The organism is Brucella sp. BE17 (genome assembly GCF_039545455.1).
GTDB lineage: Bacteria > Pseudomonadota > Alphaproteobacteria > Rhizobiales > Rhizobiaceae > Brucella.
In genome coordinates this window covers 862,736-877,699 of the sequence record NZ_CP154468.1, presented here as the reverse complement: position 1 = coordinate 877,699, position 14,964 = coordinate 862,736, and the positions used below count along the sequence as shown (strand labels likewise).

Sequence of the window (14,964 nt, the reverse complement as noted above, 5' to 3'; positions counted from 1 at the left end):
ATTATGGATGATCGAACAATATCGCCCATCGCAGCACTGAAGGACCGGTCCCTTCTTGTCGACAAGGCCTACGTGGCTGGCCGCTGGATAAGTGCGGAAAATGGAAGCACCATTACGGTTACGGACCCTTATGATGGATCGGTAATCGCAGAAGTCCCAGACCTTGGGGTGGATGTGGTGCGTCAGGCAATCGATGCGGCGGCAGTGGCACAGACTGAATGGGCTCGTCGCTCAGCCAAAGAGCGGGCCAGCATACTTCGGCGCTGGTTTGAACTGATTGTCGAAAATGCAGATGATCTTGCACAGATCCTTACCGCTGAACAGGGAAAACCCCTTGGTGAGGCAAAGGGCGAAGTGCTCTCCAATGCGGCCTATCTTGAATGGTTCGCAGAAGAGGCAAAGCGCATCGATGGCGATATCATTCCTGCGCCCAACCAGCATCAGCGTGTCATGGTGCTCAAACAGCCCGTCGGCGTTTGTGCGGCTATTACGCCGTGGAATTTTCCCAACGGAATGATCACACGCAAGGCTGGTCCAGCCCTTGCTGCTGGCTGTTCGCTGATCCTGAAACCGGCAGCACAGACTCCGCTTTCAGCATTCGCACTGGCTGTTCTGGCCGAACGTGCCGGGGTCCCGGCAGGGGTATTTTCGGTTATAACAGGCAAGGCACAACCGATCGGCATGGAGTTCTGCCACAATCCGAAGATTGCTAAGATAACTTTCACAGGCTCCACCAGCGTCGGTCGCTGGCTGATGAAGGAAGCTGCCGATGGTATCAAGCGTCTCTCGCTTGAACTGGGCGGCAATGCCCCCTTTATTGTCTTCGATGATGCTGACATCGATGCAGCTGTTGAAGGCGCCATGATCTCGAAATTCCGCAATGCGGGCCAGACCTGCGTCTGCGCCAACCGCATCTATGTGCAGGAATCGGTCGCGGAAGAATTCACTGCGAAGCTTCTCGAAAAAGTATCGACCATCACGCTCGGTCGTGGCACCGAAAAGGGAGTGAGCCAAGGGCCGCTCATCGACGAGAAGGCGGTCGCCAAGATGGAGGAACATGTCAGCGATGCACTCGCCAAAGGCGGTAAAGTTCTTGCTGGCGGCAAGCGTAGTTCGCTCGGCGGCACTTTCTTCGAGCCAACGGTCATGAGCGGCATTACGCAGGATATGAAAGTCGCCAAGGAAGAAACCTTTGCCCCTCTTGCTCCGGTTATCACGTTCCGCAATGAGGAGGATGTGATCGCCATGGCAAATGACAGTGAATTCGGTCTCGCTTCCTATTTTTACGCGCGCGATCTGGGGCGTGTCTGGCGGGTCGCGGAGGCATTGGAAGCGGGTATGGTCGGCGTCAATACCGGTATGCTTGCCAACGAGATGGCACCCTTTGGTGGCGTCAAGCAGTCGGGTCTGGGCCGTGAAGGTTCTTCCTACGGTATCGAAGGCTTTCTTGAACTGAAATATGTCGCTTTGGCTGGGATTTGAGGATCGAAATGGACGATCCTTTTATCTTTCCACCTGACTTTCGGGTCATGGTGATTGGTGGCGCGGGTGACATAGGTTCGGCAATTGCCCAATTGTTTCTCGCTCGTGGCGCACGGGTTATGGCGACAGGTCATGACCAGTCCGCACTTGAGCGTTCGCCTTTGGCCTCGGTTTCGGGAGCCGATCTCGCGGTTCTGGATGTCACTTCGGATGATGACGTCAATGCTTTTGCCTCGCGGTTTGGTAAGGTCGATGCGCTGGTCAATTGTGCGGGTATTCTCGTTCGGGATGAAGAATTCCAGATTGAGACTTTCCAGCGTGTGCTGGACGTCAACCTGACCGGTACGTTCCGCACCTGTACGGCATTTCGGCCTCATCTTGCGGCGTCTGGCGGCTCGATCGTCAATATTGCCTCTATGAATGCATTTGCTGCACTGCCGCGCCTACCGGCTTATTGTGCGAGCAAAGGCGGTGTCGTCATGCTGACCAAGGCTTTGGCCTTGGCATGGGCGGAGGAGGGCATTCGTGTCAACGCGGTTGCGCCGGGTTATATTGAGACGGCGATTAACAGCGAAGGCCGCAAGGATACGGCCCATCGTGACCGGATTTCTGCGCGGACGGCACTGAAACGTTGGGGGCAACCGGATGAAGTCGCGGGCGCTGTCGTCTTTTTAACCATGCCAGCCTCGCGCTATGCTACTGGCACGGTCTATGCTGTCGATGGCGGTTTTTTGGCAGGGTGATGATTCATGTATAAGCCGGATTCCTTGCAAAATTGTGTTGTCCGATCAGTCGAAGCCCACGTCTTTCGTGTGCCGCTCGAAAAACCGGTCTCTACATCTTTTGGAACCATGGGGGATCGTCCGGCTTTACTGGTGCGGCTTGAAGATGATACGGGCTTGGTCGGCTGGGGGGAAATCTGGTGTAACTGGCCAGCTTGCGGAGCAGAGCATCGCGCGAGATTGATCATTTCCGACATAGCGCCTCGTATTATTGACAAGCCGTTGCCTGATCCTGCCAGTCTTTGGAAGCAATTAAACAAGCAAACCGAGATACTTGTTCTTCAGACGGGGGAGGTGGGGCCATATTCCCAGGTCATTGCCGGGTTTGATATGGCCTATTGGGATCTTACTGCCCGGCGACGTGGTGTCTCGCTGGCCAAAGCCTTGTCCCTGGACGCACAAAGTGAAGTGCGTGCTTATGCAAGCGGTATTCACATTTGCGATGCCGAGGCCATCGTCGCACGAGCTCGCAATGACGGCTATCGTGATTTCAAGGTCAAAGTGGGCTTTGATTTTAATCGTGATCTGGCTTTGATCCGCTCCCTTGGACATAGTCTTCAACCCGGTGAAACACTCTATGCAGATGCCAATCAGGGCTTTTCACATGATATGGCCCGGGATTTTCTGCTTGCAACGGTTGATCTTGATATTGGCTGGCTGGAAGAACCTGTCCGTGCCGATGCCAGTCGTGTGGTATGGAATAAACTTGCCAAACTGACTGCGACCCCATTGGCTGGTGGTGAAAATCTTGTCGGTTTATCGTCTTTCCGCTCTGCGATCCGTGCGGGGCAGCTTTCTGTCATTCAGCCCGATGCGGCGAAATGGGGCGGGCCGACGGGATGTTATGAAGTCGCGCGTGCTACACTCGCGGCTGGCCGCCGCTATTGTCCGCATTTTTTGGGAGCAGGTATCGGCCTGACAGCCTCTGCACATATTCTGGCTGCTGCGGGTGGAGACGGGCTGCTGGAAATCGACGTTAATCCAAATCCGCTGCGCGATGCTGTCGTGCCAACTTGGCCCTTGTTAAAAAACGGTGCCGTTTCACTGCCGAAAGGACCGGGTTTGGGTGTAGTGCCGGATCTTGAATGGCTGGAGCCATTTCGGGTACTGCGCCTCGGGCACGGAACCCAGACATGACCTCAATATCCGCTTATGCGGTATTTGCTGTGCTGGCGTTTGTGGCAGCTTATGTGCAAACCTTGACGGGATTTGCTTTCGGTCTCTTGCTGATGGGCGGCGTTGCGGTAACGGGGCTTGTGCCTTTGCCGGAAGCTGCAATCGTCATCAGTCTTCTGACACTTGCCAATGCCGGCATAGTTTTGGCACGCGGATGGCGTGATATCGCTTTAAAGCCGTTTCTCCTGTCACTGGCCGGCGCTCTACCGATGATTGTTCTCGGCTATGCCTTGCTTGAGCTTCTTGCTTCCTCTTCGCTATCGATTTTGCGCATTCTTCTTGGCAGCGCTATTATTTTGTCGAGTTTGCAACTGATCCGACGTTCATCTCCGCTTGCCCACCAGTCGCATGGAGCTGTATTTATCGTTTTCGGCGCACTGGGCGGTATTATGGGCGGCCTGTTTTCGACTGCGGGACCTCCATTGGTATTCCAGTTTTATAGGCAACCGTTACCACACAGCGTTATCCGGGAAACGCTTGTAGCGATTTTTTCACTCAATTCGTTCTTCCGCCTCGGTCTCGTTGCAGCAAATGGTGACTGGCATAATCACGCGTTTTTATGGGCGCTCGCCGGATTGCCAGCCGTTCTGGTATCGACCTATCTGGCCCGGCGCTGGCCGCCCCAAATTTCGCCAAAAGCCTTACGCTTCATGGTTTTTGTGTTGCTGTTGTTTTCGGGTATTGCGCTCATTGCGCCAAACATAACGTTATAAGGTCTTCCCACTGAATTCAGTTCACAGAGAACTGGGTTTTCCCGCCCTAAATCGCAAAACCCCGATTTAATTCCGGAAGATCCCGGCCACTGCCATATGATATTGCGGGTTACATAAAGGTTTAAATAAGCTGCATCGAACTTACAGGAACTATGTAATAGCCATCTCAAGAGTAGTTAACTATTTGATCTATCTGGGGTTAGAATGGTGGGCCTAACAGGGTCGCGTCATATTTCTTAGTCTTTGATCTGATTGTCCTGCCATCCAATGAGGAAAACCGCCAGTGTCTCTGGACCTGGCCGAGGGCAAAAGCCGGATGCCTGTTTGTCCAGACCGTGAGCAAGACCGGCAAGGTTCGTCTTGCAAAGATTCGTTTGCGAGTTGGTCTCGCCTTAAGGGTATTCACGAAGAGACAAGCCGTATGCGGAAAGAGCGGGCAATAACCAGTATAAAACAGTATTTTATGTGGCGCGTATCGCTCAAAGTAGAAAGTAGGCGTTTGGGGGGCAGCAGCTGGCCCGGTTCTCGAGCATATTTTAGATATAGTCGCCGGAGACGCGCAGCAAGGCATCGAAGGGGGTGGGTACGAAATTATCGATGGAGCATTGCTCCGGTTCTCCCAATCAAAAAGGGAATACCGTTAGGCTGAAGCCGGAAACGGGCGCCGCCGCCAGAAATATTCTCAAAGACAGAAGGCGGCATAAAAGAAGCGGGCATTGGCCGTTTTTTATTGCTTCATTAACCATCGCTAATGGTGCAACAGCATATTTTGCCCAATGTATGGTTGTGTTGCCTTATTGCTACAGACTTTTGTGTCAAGAGCGCTATCTTTATGTAAGTGATTAATTTTAGGGCTCTCATTGAGAGCGGGGAGATTACAAATGAACATCAAGTCAATTTTGCTCGCTTCTACAGTCGCAATCGCCGGAATCTCTGGCGCGCATGCGGCAGATGCAATTGTTTATCAAGAGCCCGCACCAATTGTAGCAGCACCAGTGTTCTCTTGGACTGGCGGCTATATTGGTGGACAGATTGGCTACGGTTGGGGCAAGTCGCGCTTTAGTGCATACGACGATGAAGACGGTTTCTCTGCTTTGAATACGAAGCCAGACGGGTTCCTGGGTGGCCTGTATGCTGGATATAACTTCGACACGGGAAGCAACCTCGTTCTGGGTGTCGATGCGGATATCACTTATAACAACTTGAAAGATAGCGCTTCAATCTTTGATGAAGATTTGGATGAAGTTGCAAGCATTGAAAGCAAGCTTCGCTGGTCTGGTGCTGTCCGCGCACGCGTAGGTTATGCCGCAGACCGTTTCATGCCCTATATCGCAGGTGGTGTCGCATTCGGAAGTGTAAAGAATTCAGCAACTGCTATTGGTTTTGACGATGGTGTCGGTACCGTCTCGCAGAGCAAAACTCTTACCGGTTGGACTGCAGGCGCTGGTGTTGATTATGCTGCCACTGACAATGTCATTCTGCGACTCGAATATCGTTATACCGATTACGGTCGTAAGTCGTTCTCTGCAGGAAACGACGATTTCGGTTTTGACGCCCGTAACAAGTTCAAGGCCAACGAAGTCCGTCTCGGTGTTGCATACAAGTTCTAATATAAGACCACTCCAGTCTAAAGATGACCGCCCGGCGAAAGCTGGGCGGTTTTCTATTGGAGCAACGATGTAACGGGATGCGAGGGCGTTTTGCCATCGGTCTTATCAAGCGCCGATCCTCGCACAGATGACATGACCGCCACCTCTGCCTTTGCACCTGATTGCGCGAGGGTACGTGGCGAATCTCTAATCACAATGGGTTAACAGCAAGCATCCGTATAATGTTGTTCACTACAACTAAGCCGATGCCGCTAATGGCTAAAGTGGAAATCAACTGGTCCATGACGCCCTCCCTGCCTAATGCGACCAGTGTACTACTTTAGTATAATATTGCAAACAACCGGCAGATTCTGCCACGCTCCGGCGTACCCCGGCGGGTGACTAATCAGAACGCCGCGCTGAAAGCAGAGGCGCAGAGAGCAGTTACGGGCAGCACTAGAACGCGATAGCGGGAGTAGCGCCCAGCCGTTCTTGATAGCTTTCACAAGTGGGGGCAGTTAGAATTCATTTGGCTACTCCGAACTGTGTGTCAGCACGTTAATGAGGCGACCAAAGGGATCACGAACATAGAAACGGCGAACGCCCCAAGGTTCACCGGAACGCGCTCGACAATTTATCCGCAGCAAAGACAGCGCTTGATGACACCCTCAATGAAAGGGCAACGTCATGCTAAACCGTCGATCTTTTCTCCGTGCCGCTCCTGCTGCTGGTGTGGCGCTTACGGTTCCGGCTGTGGCTATAGCGGAAAAGCCAGTCATGACAGCGCGTGAACGCCTTGACGCTGCAATCGCAGAATTAAAGGCCGCAGCAGCGGAAATATGGCCGACTGCTGATGATTGGGAAGTCTTAGTCGATGGCCGACCGTCAATCCCCCTATTACTAAGCGTATACGACAGTAAGCGCGGGGTAGTGAAAGCCCATTTCGATGTCGGCCCGCTTTTGGCTGAGGACGCAGGATGCCACAAGGTTCTTGCCGATCTTGAGCGGAGGGTGCCAGCGTGAAAGTTGCGACTTCTCCCTTCTCCGAAGCCCTGCGGGGTGGCGCGAACAAAGGTCAGCAAATTGGTGATCTTGTCCGTCAACTTGTCGAGCTTATGAGTGAAACGCACGGTCAGGCTTATCGTGCCGATATAAACCATGGCATCGGCTACGTGCTGATCGCGCAGAAGGGTGGTGCGCAATGAACAGCCCTGCCATATCTCGCCTGCGCCGCCTGATGCTCGCACAGTGGATTGATGAGGCTATTGCCCTTCTCGATGCGATGGACGGTGATCCCGATCTTGAAGACACTGACATGGATCATGAAAATGACTTCGAAGATTACGAGGACGAGAAAGAGCAGGATCCTGAGTATGCCAATTTTCCGTGGATAATCCGTGGAGGGCTCGCCATATGAAAGCCCTTCGCATCTTCACAAACTGCCGAACAATGGGCCTTGGCCACTGCGGAAGCGAATAAGCTTTCAGAGGCACAACAAAAGATCAAACAGAGCGCCGAAGAATGGCAGGACGCCCAGAAGGACGCTATGCGCGGTATTGTTGACGATCTCGTCAACGGTGTTTCGGCGGCTGATGCATTTGCCAATGCGCTTGGTAGGATTGCTGACAAATTATTGGATATGGCGTTTGACGACTTGTTCACGGGGATTTTCAAAGGGTCTGGCGGTGGTGGCGGGTTTTTCTCTGGCTTAATTCCAGGTTTTGCAAGAGGCACAAATTCAGCGCCGCGGGGCGTCGCTCTAGTTGGTGAAAAAGGCCCAGAGCTAGTCCGTTTCCGTGGCGGTGAACAGGTTATCCCAAATCATAGGTTGACCGCCCCCACGATGCCGATCCTGTCTTCACCGGTAACATCGCAGCAAGCCCAGAACGGTGTGATTGCAGACGTACGCGTTTATGTAGACCAGGACGGCAACTGGAAAGCGGAGGTCGAGCGCATTTCGCAGCGGAACGTCAAGCAAGGCTTTGCTGCGCGTGATAAGGGCAGCGCTGTCAGAACCGCCAACGACCTGAGACAGGTAGCAGCCAGAGGATATACACGCTAATGGCGGAACTTCTCCCCACTGGATTGCGCTATGAAGCGACATTTCCGATTTTAAACCGCTCGGTGTCAGTTTCGAAATACGGCGAGCGGGCAATTTCAGCGATCGAGAATGGCGATCCGTTCTGGTCGTGGACGGCAAAGGTTATCCAAATGACCAATGCTCACCGCCAGAAGCTTGAGGCGTTCATTGATCGCTGCCGGGGCGGGCAGGTGACGGTTCACTATACGCCGAAACACGTCTGCATCCCGCAAGCCTATTGGGGCGATGCCAATAATCCGCGTATCGCGGGTACGGCGACGCTTTCTGTGATCAACGGCAATACTCTGACATTCAACAATGTCGCCACGGGGCTGCGGCTTATGGAAGGTGACCTGATCGGGCTGAGCTATGCCGATTACAACTTTATAGCTCGTGCGGTTTCGGATGCTACGGCGGCAAGCACAACGGTGCAGATCAAGGTCGAGCCGTTCTTGCCGTCCTATATTCCGGTTGGTTCGACCGTTCGTTTCAAAAATCCTGTCATGAACATGCGGCTGGTGCCGAACAGTTTTCAGGTGGGTGAAGGAAAGTCCCCCGATGCTTCATTCCAGCTTGTGGAGGTGCCAAAATAATGGAGAAGAAAATGGAAAAGAAAGAAAAGGCGGAGATGACCCCGCCAGTTGTGACCGTATATGGTGCCGCGATAGAAGCCGATATTACTGTCTACGATCCGCGAAAAGATCATTCTCAAAATTTCGGCACAATTAGATCAGAGGCTCTTTTTATTGCTGATGTTGATAGTTCTCGACAAAAGTTTGCCTTTTCTAAACAGTGTTACAAAATTGAAGACGAAATGATACCTGGCTATTTTACTATTGTGCTGAAATAGCTCAGCCAAAATCATAGCGGAATTGTTCGCGAGTAGCGCAACCGAAAATAATGCTGCGTAGTCTTTCCTTGGATTTTACATATAGACTTTGGGTGGCATCTGCCTGCTGGTCGACGCGATATCCTTTCCAGCGCTCTGCGTTTAACGGTGATTCAGGTATTTCTGTGCCTATCCACATTGGCGGATTGAAATGAGGTTGGCCTTTTGCCCAAACCCAAGGAAATTGAATACTATCGTATTGGTCGGCTAAGACAGCTGCGACAGAGGGCTGCCAAACTCCGTCTCGCGGTCTCATTTCGTAGATGTAATGTTCACCAATTCTATGCTCTTTAATGAAAAATGGCTGCACTTCCGCATGTTGATGTCCAACCTCGTTAGATAGTGCGGCGGAGACCCGGTCGGCCCATTTTTCGTCCTTCAATGATACATACAAGCGCGTTGCGATCGAACTTGGTATGAGTTCACGCTCGATTGGTGTTGGGAATATGCCTATCAAAGGAAAACTACCACCTTTTTCCCGAAGCACACGATCGAGGGCAATCGCTAGCTCTTCTTGACAGGGCTCACTGACTAGGCTTTCGCGGGTTGAATAGATCGCAAATCCATCTAAGTCTGCGGAGAGAATGTTTTTATCGATCTGATGCCAGAGACGCTGCCCTGCAACAATTCTTGTGCGGTCCAGCCTTACATCGATCCCTACAGACTGAAGTTTTTGAACAACAAAATCCACATCATCTTCTTCGTTATCCACCCACGCATAAGTTAACCACAGCGTTTTAACCATCATCGCCCCCTATTGTTGATACGTGCATCAAAGCCGAGTCTCAACCAATAGTCGATTACACTTTCTTATAATTCGGAGGCTTCATGGCTTTCCCAACTCGTCTACAGCAGCTGCTCAATGAAGGCCGGGGCAAGATCGCCTCTGCCGTCAAATGTGAGTTCGGAACCGGTGTCTATGGCTTCTTCTCCGGCAAGGGCAGCATCGAATATTCCGGTCTCGTCTATCATGGCAATACGCTGATCGACATTGACGAGCCGGAATATGCCTTGGGAACCGCTGCCCAGCCGATCACTATGAAGCTGCCCGCAGCGTCTGATTTCGGTTTGACGCCCGATAAGCTCCGGCTGATCGAGCAGGAGGATTACAAAAACCGTCCTGTCACCTTTTACGACTTCTATTTCGATCCCGACAATAACGCTTTCCTTCATGCCGAGCCGACCTGGTACGGATATATCGACGTGATTGATCATCGCAGGGAAGGTGGCGAAGTCTGGCTTGAAGCCCAGATCGAAACCGGTGCCGTTGATAATTTTCGCGAGGGATACCGCTACGCCTCCCATGAGGATCAGCAATTGGTTTCACCCGGCGACATGTTTTTCGAATATGCTGCGAGGATCAAAAATGAGTTCTTCAAAATCAAGTTCGGCTAGGGTCGCTGGCTGGGATCGGGCGCTGGAAGACCTTGCGTCGGCACATATATCGATCCTCCCAGAATGGGGTATCTCCGACTGCTTGATGACCGCAGCCGACGCAATCAAAGCCGTAACCGGAGATGATCCACTATCGCAGTTCCGCGGCAAGTACAAAACGGAGACCGGGGCGGCTCGCAAAATGCGCGCCAATGGCTGTGAGAACGTCAAGGATGTGTTTGAGACCTATCTTCGGCTTGAGCCAGTCAATCGCCTTGCTGCGCGCCGTGGCGATGTTGGCGTGACGATAATCAATGACGAATATGTGGCCGGGTTCATTTGTGGATCCGGCTTTGCGGTCAAACAGCCCGATGGGCTTGCGTTCTTGCCTGTGACCGATATCGAGCAGGCCTACAGGATTGGAGAATAGGGCTATGGACATTCTTAAATCTGGAATGATGATTTTGGTCGGTGAGGGTGTGGACGCTCGACTTCTCATCTTCGAAACGGCAGAGGCATGCGACAAGGAATATAGATTTCTGATCGCGAAGCGCAGATATCATAACGGCTAAGGCCAGATAACCTTCCCCATTTTTTGCAGCATTCCGGGTCCGAAATCACGGGCCCTTTTTTGTTGCGCCTATTCCAAGGTGTTAATCCATGGCGTTTCTTGCTCCGGTATTTGCCTGGGTTGGCGGGTTTGTGTCCAGCGTGGCCGCATGGGCTGCTGCTAGCCCAATCCTTGCAGGCATTGCCCAGACGGCCTTCGGCATCGCGGCAAAGTTTGCACTTAACGCGCTGTTTCCTCCGAAGACACAAAGCCGCGCCTCGGAGCTTGACACGCAATACGGCGCCAATATTCCACGCTCTGTCATTCTTGGCACATGCGCAATCGAAGGCCATCACGTCTATCGCAACAGCTACGGCAGCGGTGGGCGGCAAGTTCAGGACGTGTTCAAGCTATCGGACTTCCGCATCACGGCTGTGCCGCGTGTGCGCTATAATGGTGCATGGCGGATATTGAGCCAGCAAGACGCGGACGGCTACTGGCTGGTGCCTAATGAAGGCACAAGTGGCGACGATCACGATAACGTCCGGGTAAAATTCTATTATGGCACCATGGGCCAACAGGCCGACCCGGCGCTGATCACATATGCGCGTCCGTCTGGCCGCTGGACTGCTGCGCATCGTGGCGCAGGCGTGGCCTATGCCATTGTCTATTCTGAGCTGCGCAAGAACGGTGATGGTCTCACGTCGCCCGCAAAGCTTCTATTCGAGGTGAGAGGCGCGCCTGAATACGACTGGCGCAAGGATAGCACAGTTGGCGGCAATGGACCGCATCGGTGGAATGACCAGAACACTTGGGAATATTCAGATAACCCGGCTGTGCATGCTTATAATCTGGAGCGCGGTTTCTTTAATGGTGGACAGCGCATGGTCGGGAAAGCCGTGCGCGCAAGCCGTATACCGCTAGCCGAATATACCCAGGCTGCCAATATCTGCGATGAGATTATGCCGGACGGCTCAAAGCGCTATCGTGCTCACGCCATCGCCAAGGATGGCCCCGGTGCCAATCATGATGCGAACCTGACGCCGATCCTCGAGGCTATGTGCGGGTCTTGGGTCCAGCGGGTTGATGGTGATTTCCCGATCGCGGGTGCACCGCAGGCGATTGTCGCCACCTTGACGGATGCAGATTTCAAGATTGGAGCGCCGTTTCGCTATTCCGTCAAGCGTAAGCGTACCGATCTGATCAATACCGTTGCTGCCTCTTATGTTTCTCCAGACGATTTTTACGAGACGAAAGACGCAGCCACCCGTATTGATGCAGGCGCTTTGGCCGAGGATCGTGAAACGCTTGCCAGTGCCATTCCTTTTGGTGCGGTTACGGATCCGCGACAGGTGGACCGTCTTGCCGATATCGCCATTCGCGGCGCACGCTATCAGGCGTCGTGTGACGGCACGATCCATCCAAAGTTTCTCGATATCGTCAAGGAAGGCCGATGGGTCCGCTTCAACAGCAAGGAGTTCGGCGACCGGACGTTCCAGGTTCTCACGCGCCAGCTAGGCGGTATCAATACCGATGGCGCGCGCGATGTCAGCATTTCCATGCAGCAGATCAGTAATGGCGTCTTTGATCCGACTGCTTACGAGACCAATCCACCGAACATCATCGTGGTGCCACCGCCGCAATATCTGGCGGAAGTGCAGAACTTCAGCGTCATGCCGATTGTTGTGGTTGCAGATGGCGGCGGTTCGCTTCCGGGTGCTCAGCTGCGGTGGGATGAGATTGAGGATATTTCTGTCGTCGGTGTCGATATTGAATATTGGCCGGCCAACGATCCGACACAGGTGTTCAAGAAGTTCGTCACCTGGGACGTGACAGTGGTCACGCTCACCGAAGGCTTGACCTCGCTCACTGACTGGTTTGTCCGCACTCGCCTTCGTGTCGACAACGGGCGCTCTGTTGCTTGGTCACATGCGCAAGCCTTTACTACCATGAAAGCCGGTGATGATAGCGAGGTCGACTATGCTCGCTTCGACCGGGCAACGCGCGACATGATCAACTACATGAATGACGATCTGCGCGAATTGAAACGGCAGGCTGAAGAAAACGCAACCTCTGGCGCGAAAAACGCCATGAAGAATTACGCCAACATCCAGAGGCTGAACCGCCAGCTTGCAAGCACCTATGGAACTGCCAAGGCCTCGTGGGAGGAAGATATCCTTGTTGCGACTGGTCCAAATAGTGCCATTGGACAGCAACTGACCAAGATCGATACCCAGCTTTGGGACGAAACCGGTGCGAGTGTCATCAACCTGATGCGCGCTCGTGTCGATGGTGTTGTCGGTGATGTGAATGCTGTTGCAGATGCGCTTACCGAAGTGAACGCTTCTATCGACGGCACTCTTGCATCGGCTGCGTGGCGTATGACGTCAGCAGTTGGAAGCGGCGGCAACTCGGTGAAGATTTCAGCCATGGCCCGACTGGGAAGGAATGGCGTATGGGTAGAAGGCGGCTGGTTCGTCAATGTCACCTCGGCAGGAGCTGAATTTGTCGTTCTTGCCAACATGTTTGCCATCGCCAGCCCGACTGGGAACGGGACATATACTTATCCCTTTGCCGTCATCAACAATGAAGTGGTCATGCAGAATGTTCGCCTTGGGACGCTTCGCTTTAATCGCTTGATTGCCGACAACGGAAAGCTTGAGTTGCGCGGTGACGGTAACAATGCCTTTATCAGGATGCTCACATGACACAGACTGTTTTGGGGCATAAACCCGGTGTTGGTCCAGTCTTGAAGTGCCTGAAACACGATGCCGACAACGCAATGACACTCCCGAACAATGCGTTCGATCGGTATCTATTCAATTCTGAAAATACCAATCTGACCTATACCTATGCGTCGGAAGCGTTTGCTTTTACAGCGGCATTTACTTCCACTCTGCCGTCGCAGTTTTCTCTTTATGGTGGAACAATCGTTGGAACTATGACTGACGCTTCATTTTGGCGAACTACCAGAATGGCGGTCAGATACAATGTACTCTACCCAGAGATAAGCTATCCACCGATTTCAGAATTGCGGGAGGTCCGCAATGGAAGGATCAGGGCTGGGACAAGACTTCTGACCCTTGATGTTGGTGAAGTCGGCAGAGAGGAAGGATACGTCACACAATACCAGTTCAACACAGTTACCAGCAGGGTCACGGGATTTGGAACTGCGAACTTATATAACGGCGTTCTACCTAATGAATTATCGGGCCTATTAGGAATAGGCGAGAGAGTCGTTCACAAAGCAGAGCTGGTTTATAAAGATGGCGTAAGCGACTACACGCTTTACCCGAACATCTACAATCTGCCGGCTGACGCCACTCCGATGCCGACATATTCTTATGTGCCTAACCTCGTAGGTTTCGAAGCTAGCCCGACGCGGTTCAAGCTTATGCGTCCCGGATTTTCCATCAACGAAACCGGGATGAACAAGACCATCATCGACAGCAACTTTTCGCCTGCGCTGTGCGTCATGTCGGGTGAGCGAAGAATTCCGAAGAATGAATCGATGTTCATGGCTGCACCTACGGGGGTTATCCTCTCTGATACAGCCGTTCTTGATTTCATGTACAAGCTCACAGATCAGGAATGGTATGTTCCCGGCTATATAAGAAGCGGCTTTGTCAAGGATCAGCGGTTTGATTTAAGTTATCGCGTGGCCTCCAATGGTATCACCGTCTACAACGAAGGAACTGCCGCAGTCGATATCCGCTATTTCGTGTCGAATGTTGATCGGGCAGGAACGTCATCTGGTGGAAATCAGGTCATGTTCAAGGGCAATGATGGGACACAGGATTATATCCAGTTCAAAAAACCGGGTACAAGCGATCCTGCATCACGGCCGAACGACATCCTTTTCGACAGCCGTTATCCCACGCTGCATATCCTGCGGGAGGGGTATGTGCCTTTAGGGTCTTTCGCAACGGTCACAGATGCGAATGAAGCTCGCTATTATGGGAAACGCCGGGTTGATCTTCCATTCGAGAACAATGGGCTTCTGCCTTACCTGAAATTCTCGATTTGCTATCCGAATGCCTGGACGCCGCCTTACATGAAAATCAAATATAATTCAGGCACGGGGTGGGGCTATCCTTCCAATCGGTCGATGCTTGGGCGCGTCAACAATAATAGCGTGTCTATATGGGCGAACCCCGACGAATGGACTGATACGAAATTGGATGGCGGCAAGGTCAGCTACGTTCATCAAAACCCCGACCCGATAGGCGTCCGCTATTACATCTTCGGCATTCCGCAGGACTAATTGCAAGCCTTTCAAAATCCTTCAGGAGAAAATCATGGCTGTATTGTCCGACTATACGTCGGGAA

16 protein-coding genes are annotated in these 14,964 nt (G+C 52.6%); 15 read left to right on the top strand and 1 reads right to left on the bottom strand.

From position 1 onward, the window contains the following. Positions 1 to 3 precede the first annotated feature (3 nt). From AAIB41_RS15315 to AAIB41_RS15265, 11 genes are all read left to right on the top strand, one after another. A complete protein-coding gene (locus tag AAIB41_RS15315) occupies positions 4 to 1,482 on the top strand; it encodes an NAD-dependent succinate-semialdehyde dehydrogenase (protein WP_343314899.1) in 1,479 nt (492 codons plus the stop codon). An 8-nt stretch (positions 1,483 to 1,490) separates the two neighbouring features. After that, complete coding sequence (locus tag AAIB41_RS15310) at positions 1,491 to 2,225, top strand: SDR family oxidoreductase (RefSeq protein ID WP_343314898.1); 735 nt, start codon at positions 1,491 to 1,493, stop codon at positions 2,223 to 2,225. Positions 2,226 to 2,231: 6 nt separating this feature from the next. Further along, positions 2,232 to 3,401, top strand: coding sequence for a mandelate racemase/muconate lactonizing enzyme family protein (locus tag AAIB41_RS15305; RefSeq protein ID WP_343314897.1), 1,170 nt, complete (start codon positions 2,232 to 2,234; stop codon positions 3,399 to 3,401). After that, complete coding sequence (locus tag AAIB41_RS15300; RefSeq protein ID WP_343314896.1) at positions 3,398 to 4,153, top strand: sulfite exporter TauE/SafE family protein; 756 nt, start codon at positions 3,398 to 3,400, stop codon at positions 4,151 to 4,153. The genes AAIB41_RS15305 and AAIB41_RS15300 overlap by 4 nt, the downstream gene beginning before the upstream one ends. 881 nt (positions 4,154 to 5,034) lie before the next feature. Next, positions 5,035 to 5,763 (top strand): outer membrane protein, encoded by a 729-nt coding sequence (locus AAIB41_RS15295; protein WP_343314895.1) that lies wholly within the window; start codon positions 5,035 to 5,037, stop codon positions 5,761 to 5,763. Positions 5,764 to 6,429: 666 nt separating this feature from the next. Then, positions 6,430 to 6,765, top strand: a complete 336-nt coding sequence (locus AAIB41_RS15290; protein ID WP_343314894.1) for a twin-arginine translocation signal domain-containing protein — start codon at positions 6,430 to 6,432, stop codon at positions 6,763 to 6,765. Beyond that, positions 6,762 to 6,947, top strand: coding sequence for a hypothetical protein (locus tag AAIB41_RS15285; protein WP_343314893.1), 186 nt, complete (start codon positions 6,762 to 6,764; stop codon positions 6,945 to 6,947). Before AAIB41_RS15290 ends, AAIB41_RS15285 begins: the two co-directional genes overlap by 4 nt. After that, positions 6,944 to 7,159, top strand: coding sequence for a hypothetical protein (locus AAIB41_RS15280; RefSeq protein WP_343316138.1), 216 nt, complete (start codon positions 6,944 to 6,946; stop codon positions 7,157 to 7,159). The genes AAIB41_RS15285 and AAIB41_RS15280 overlap by 4 nt, the downstream gene beginning before the upstream one ends. 129 nt (positions 7,160 to 7,288) lie before the next feature. Further along, positions 7,289 to 7,804, top strand: coding sequence for a hypothetical protein (locus AAIB41_RS15275; RefSeq protein ID WP_343314892.1), 516 nt, complete (start codon positions 7,289 to 7,291; stop codon positions 7,802 to 7,804). Next, positions 7,804 to 8,415 (top strand): hypothetical protein, encoded by a 612-nt coding sequence (locus AAIB41_RS15270; protein WP_343314891.1) that lies wholly within the window; start codon positions 7,804 to 7,806, stop codon positions 8,413 to 8,415. The genes AAIB41_RS15275 and AAIB41_RS15270 overlap by 1 nt, the downstream gene beginning before the upstream one ends. 11 nt (positions 8,416 to 8,426) lie before the next feature. Then, on the top strand, positions 8,427 to 8,672 hold the full coding sequence (locus AAIB41_RS15265; RefSeq protein WP_343314890.1) for a hypothetical protein: 246 nt from the start codon (positions 8,427 to 8,429) through the stop codon (positions 8,670 to 8,672). Position 8,673: 1 nt separating this feature from the next. Here the strand turns inward: AAIB41_RS15265 and AAIB41_RS15260 are convergent, their stop codons facing one another. Next, positions 8,674 to 9,456, bottom strand: coding sequence for a toll/interleukin-1 receptor domain-containing protein (locus AAIB41_RS15260; protein ID WP_343314889.1), 783 nt, complete (start codon positions 9,454 to 9,456; stop codon positions 8,674 to 8,676). 83 nt (positions 9,457 to 9,539) lie between these two features. Between AAIB41_RS15260 and AAIB41_RS15255 the strand changes: the two genes are divergently transcribed. From AAIB41_RS15255 to AAIB41_RS15240, 4 genes are all read left to right on the top strand, one after another. Further along, the gene (locus AAIB41_RS15255; protein ID WP_343314888.1) at positions 9,540 to 10,106 is read left to right on the top strand and encodes a hypothetical protein; all 567 of its coding nucleotides are present in this window, start codon (positions 9,540 to 9,542) and stop codon (positions 10,104 to 10,106) included. Continuing rightward, positions 10,078 to 10,515: a hypothetical protein gene (locus tag AAIB41_RS15250; RefSeq protein ID WP_343314887.1), complete on the top strand. Its 438-nt coding sequence runs from the start codon at positions 10,078 to 10,080 to the stop codon at positions 10,513 to 10,515. Before AAIB41_RS15255 ends, AAIB41_RS15250 begins: the two co-directional genes overlap by 29 nt. Positions 10,516 to 10,745: 230 nt before the next feature. After that, a complete protein-coding gene (locus AAIB41_RS15245) occupies positions 10,746 to 13,343 on the top strand; it encodes a hypothetical protein (RefSeq protein ID WP_343314886.1) in 2,598 nt (865 codons plus the stop codon). After that, on the top strand, positions 13,340 to 14,899 hold the full coding sequence (locus AAIB41_RS15240) for a hypothetical protein (RefSeq protein ID WP_343314885.1): 1,560 nt from the start codon (positions 13,340 to 13,342) through the stop codon (positions 14,897 to 14,899). The genes AAIB41_RS15245 and AAIB41_RS15240 overlap by 4 nt, the downstream gene beginning before the upstream one ends. Positions 14,900 to 14,964: the final 65 nt, after the last annotated feature.

Excerpts from the sequence above, each read along its gene's own strand:
- AAIB41_RS15255 (WP_343314888.1), top strand. The coding sequence starts at position 9,540 with ATGGCTTTCCCAACTCGTCTACAGCAGCTGCTCAATGAAGGCCGGGGC.
- AAIB41_RS15265 (WP_343314890.1), top strand. The coding sequence starts at position 8,427 with ATGGAAAAGAAAGAAAAGGCGGAGATGACCCCGCCAGTTGTGACCGTA.
- AAIB41_RS15295 (WP_343314895.1), top strand. The coding sequence starts at position 5,035 with ATGAACATCAAGTCAATTTTGCTCGCTTCTACAGTCGCAATCGCCGGA.
- AAIB41_RS15280 (WP_343316138.1), top strand. The coding sequence starts at position 6,944 with ATGAACAGCCCTGCCATATCTCGCCTGCGCCGCCTGATGCTCGCACAG.
- AAIB41_RS15300 (WP_343314896.1), top strand. The coding sequence starts at position 3,398 with ATGACCTCAATATCCGCTTATGCGGTATTTGCTGTGCTGGCGTTTGTG.
- AAIB41_RS15250 (WP_343314887.1), top strand. The coding sequence starts at position 10,078 with ATGAGTTCTTCAAAATCAAGTTCGGCTAGGGTCGCTGGCTGGGATCGG.
- AAIB41_RS15270 (WP_343314891.1), top strand. The coding sequence starts at position 7,804 with ATGGCGGAACTTCTCCCCACTGGATTGCGCTATGAAGCGACATTTCCG.
- AAIB41_RS15260 (WP_343314889.1), bottom strand. The coding sequence starts at position 9,456 with ATGGTTAAAACGCTGTGGTTAACTTATGCGTGGGTGGATAACGAAGAA.
- AAIB41_RS15315 (WP_343314899.1), top strand. The coding sequence starts at position 4 with ATGGATGATCGAACAATATCGCCCATCGCAGCACTGAAGGACCGGTCC.
- AAIB41_RS15305 (WP_343314897.1), top strand. The coding sequence starts at position 2,232 with ATGTATAAGCCGGATTCCTTGCAAAATTGTGTTGTCCGATCAGTCGAA.
- AAIB41_RS15245 (WP_343314886.1), top strand. The coding sequence starts at position 10,746 with ATGGCGTTTCTTGCTCCGGTATTTGCCTGGGTTGGCGGGTTTGTGTCC.
- AAIB41_RS15310 (WP_343314898.1), top strand. The coding sequence starts at position 1,491 with ATGGACGATCCTTTTATCTTTCCACCTGACTTTCGGGTCATGGTGATT.
- AAIB41_RS15290 (WP_343314894.1), top strand. The coding sequence starts at position 6,430 with ATGCTAAACCGTCGATCTTTTCTCCGTGCCGCTCCTGCTGCTGGTGTG.
- AAIB41_RS15240 (WP_343314885.1), top strand. The coding sequence starts at position 13,340 with ATGACACAGACTGTTTTGGGGCATAAACCCGGTGTTGGTCCAGTCTTG.
- AAIB41_RS15275 (WP_343314892.1), top strand. The coding sequence starts at position 7,289 with ATGCGCGGTATTGTTGACGATCTCGTCAACGGTGTTTCGGCGGCTGAT.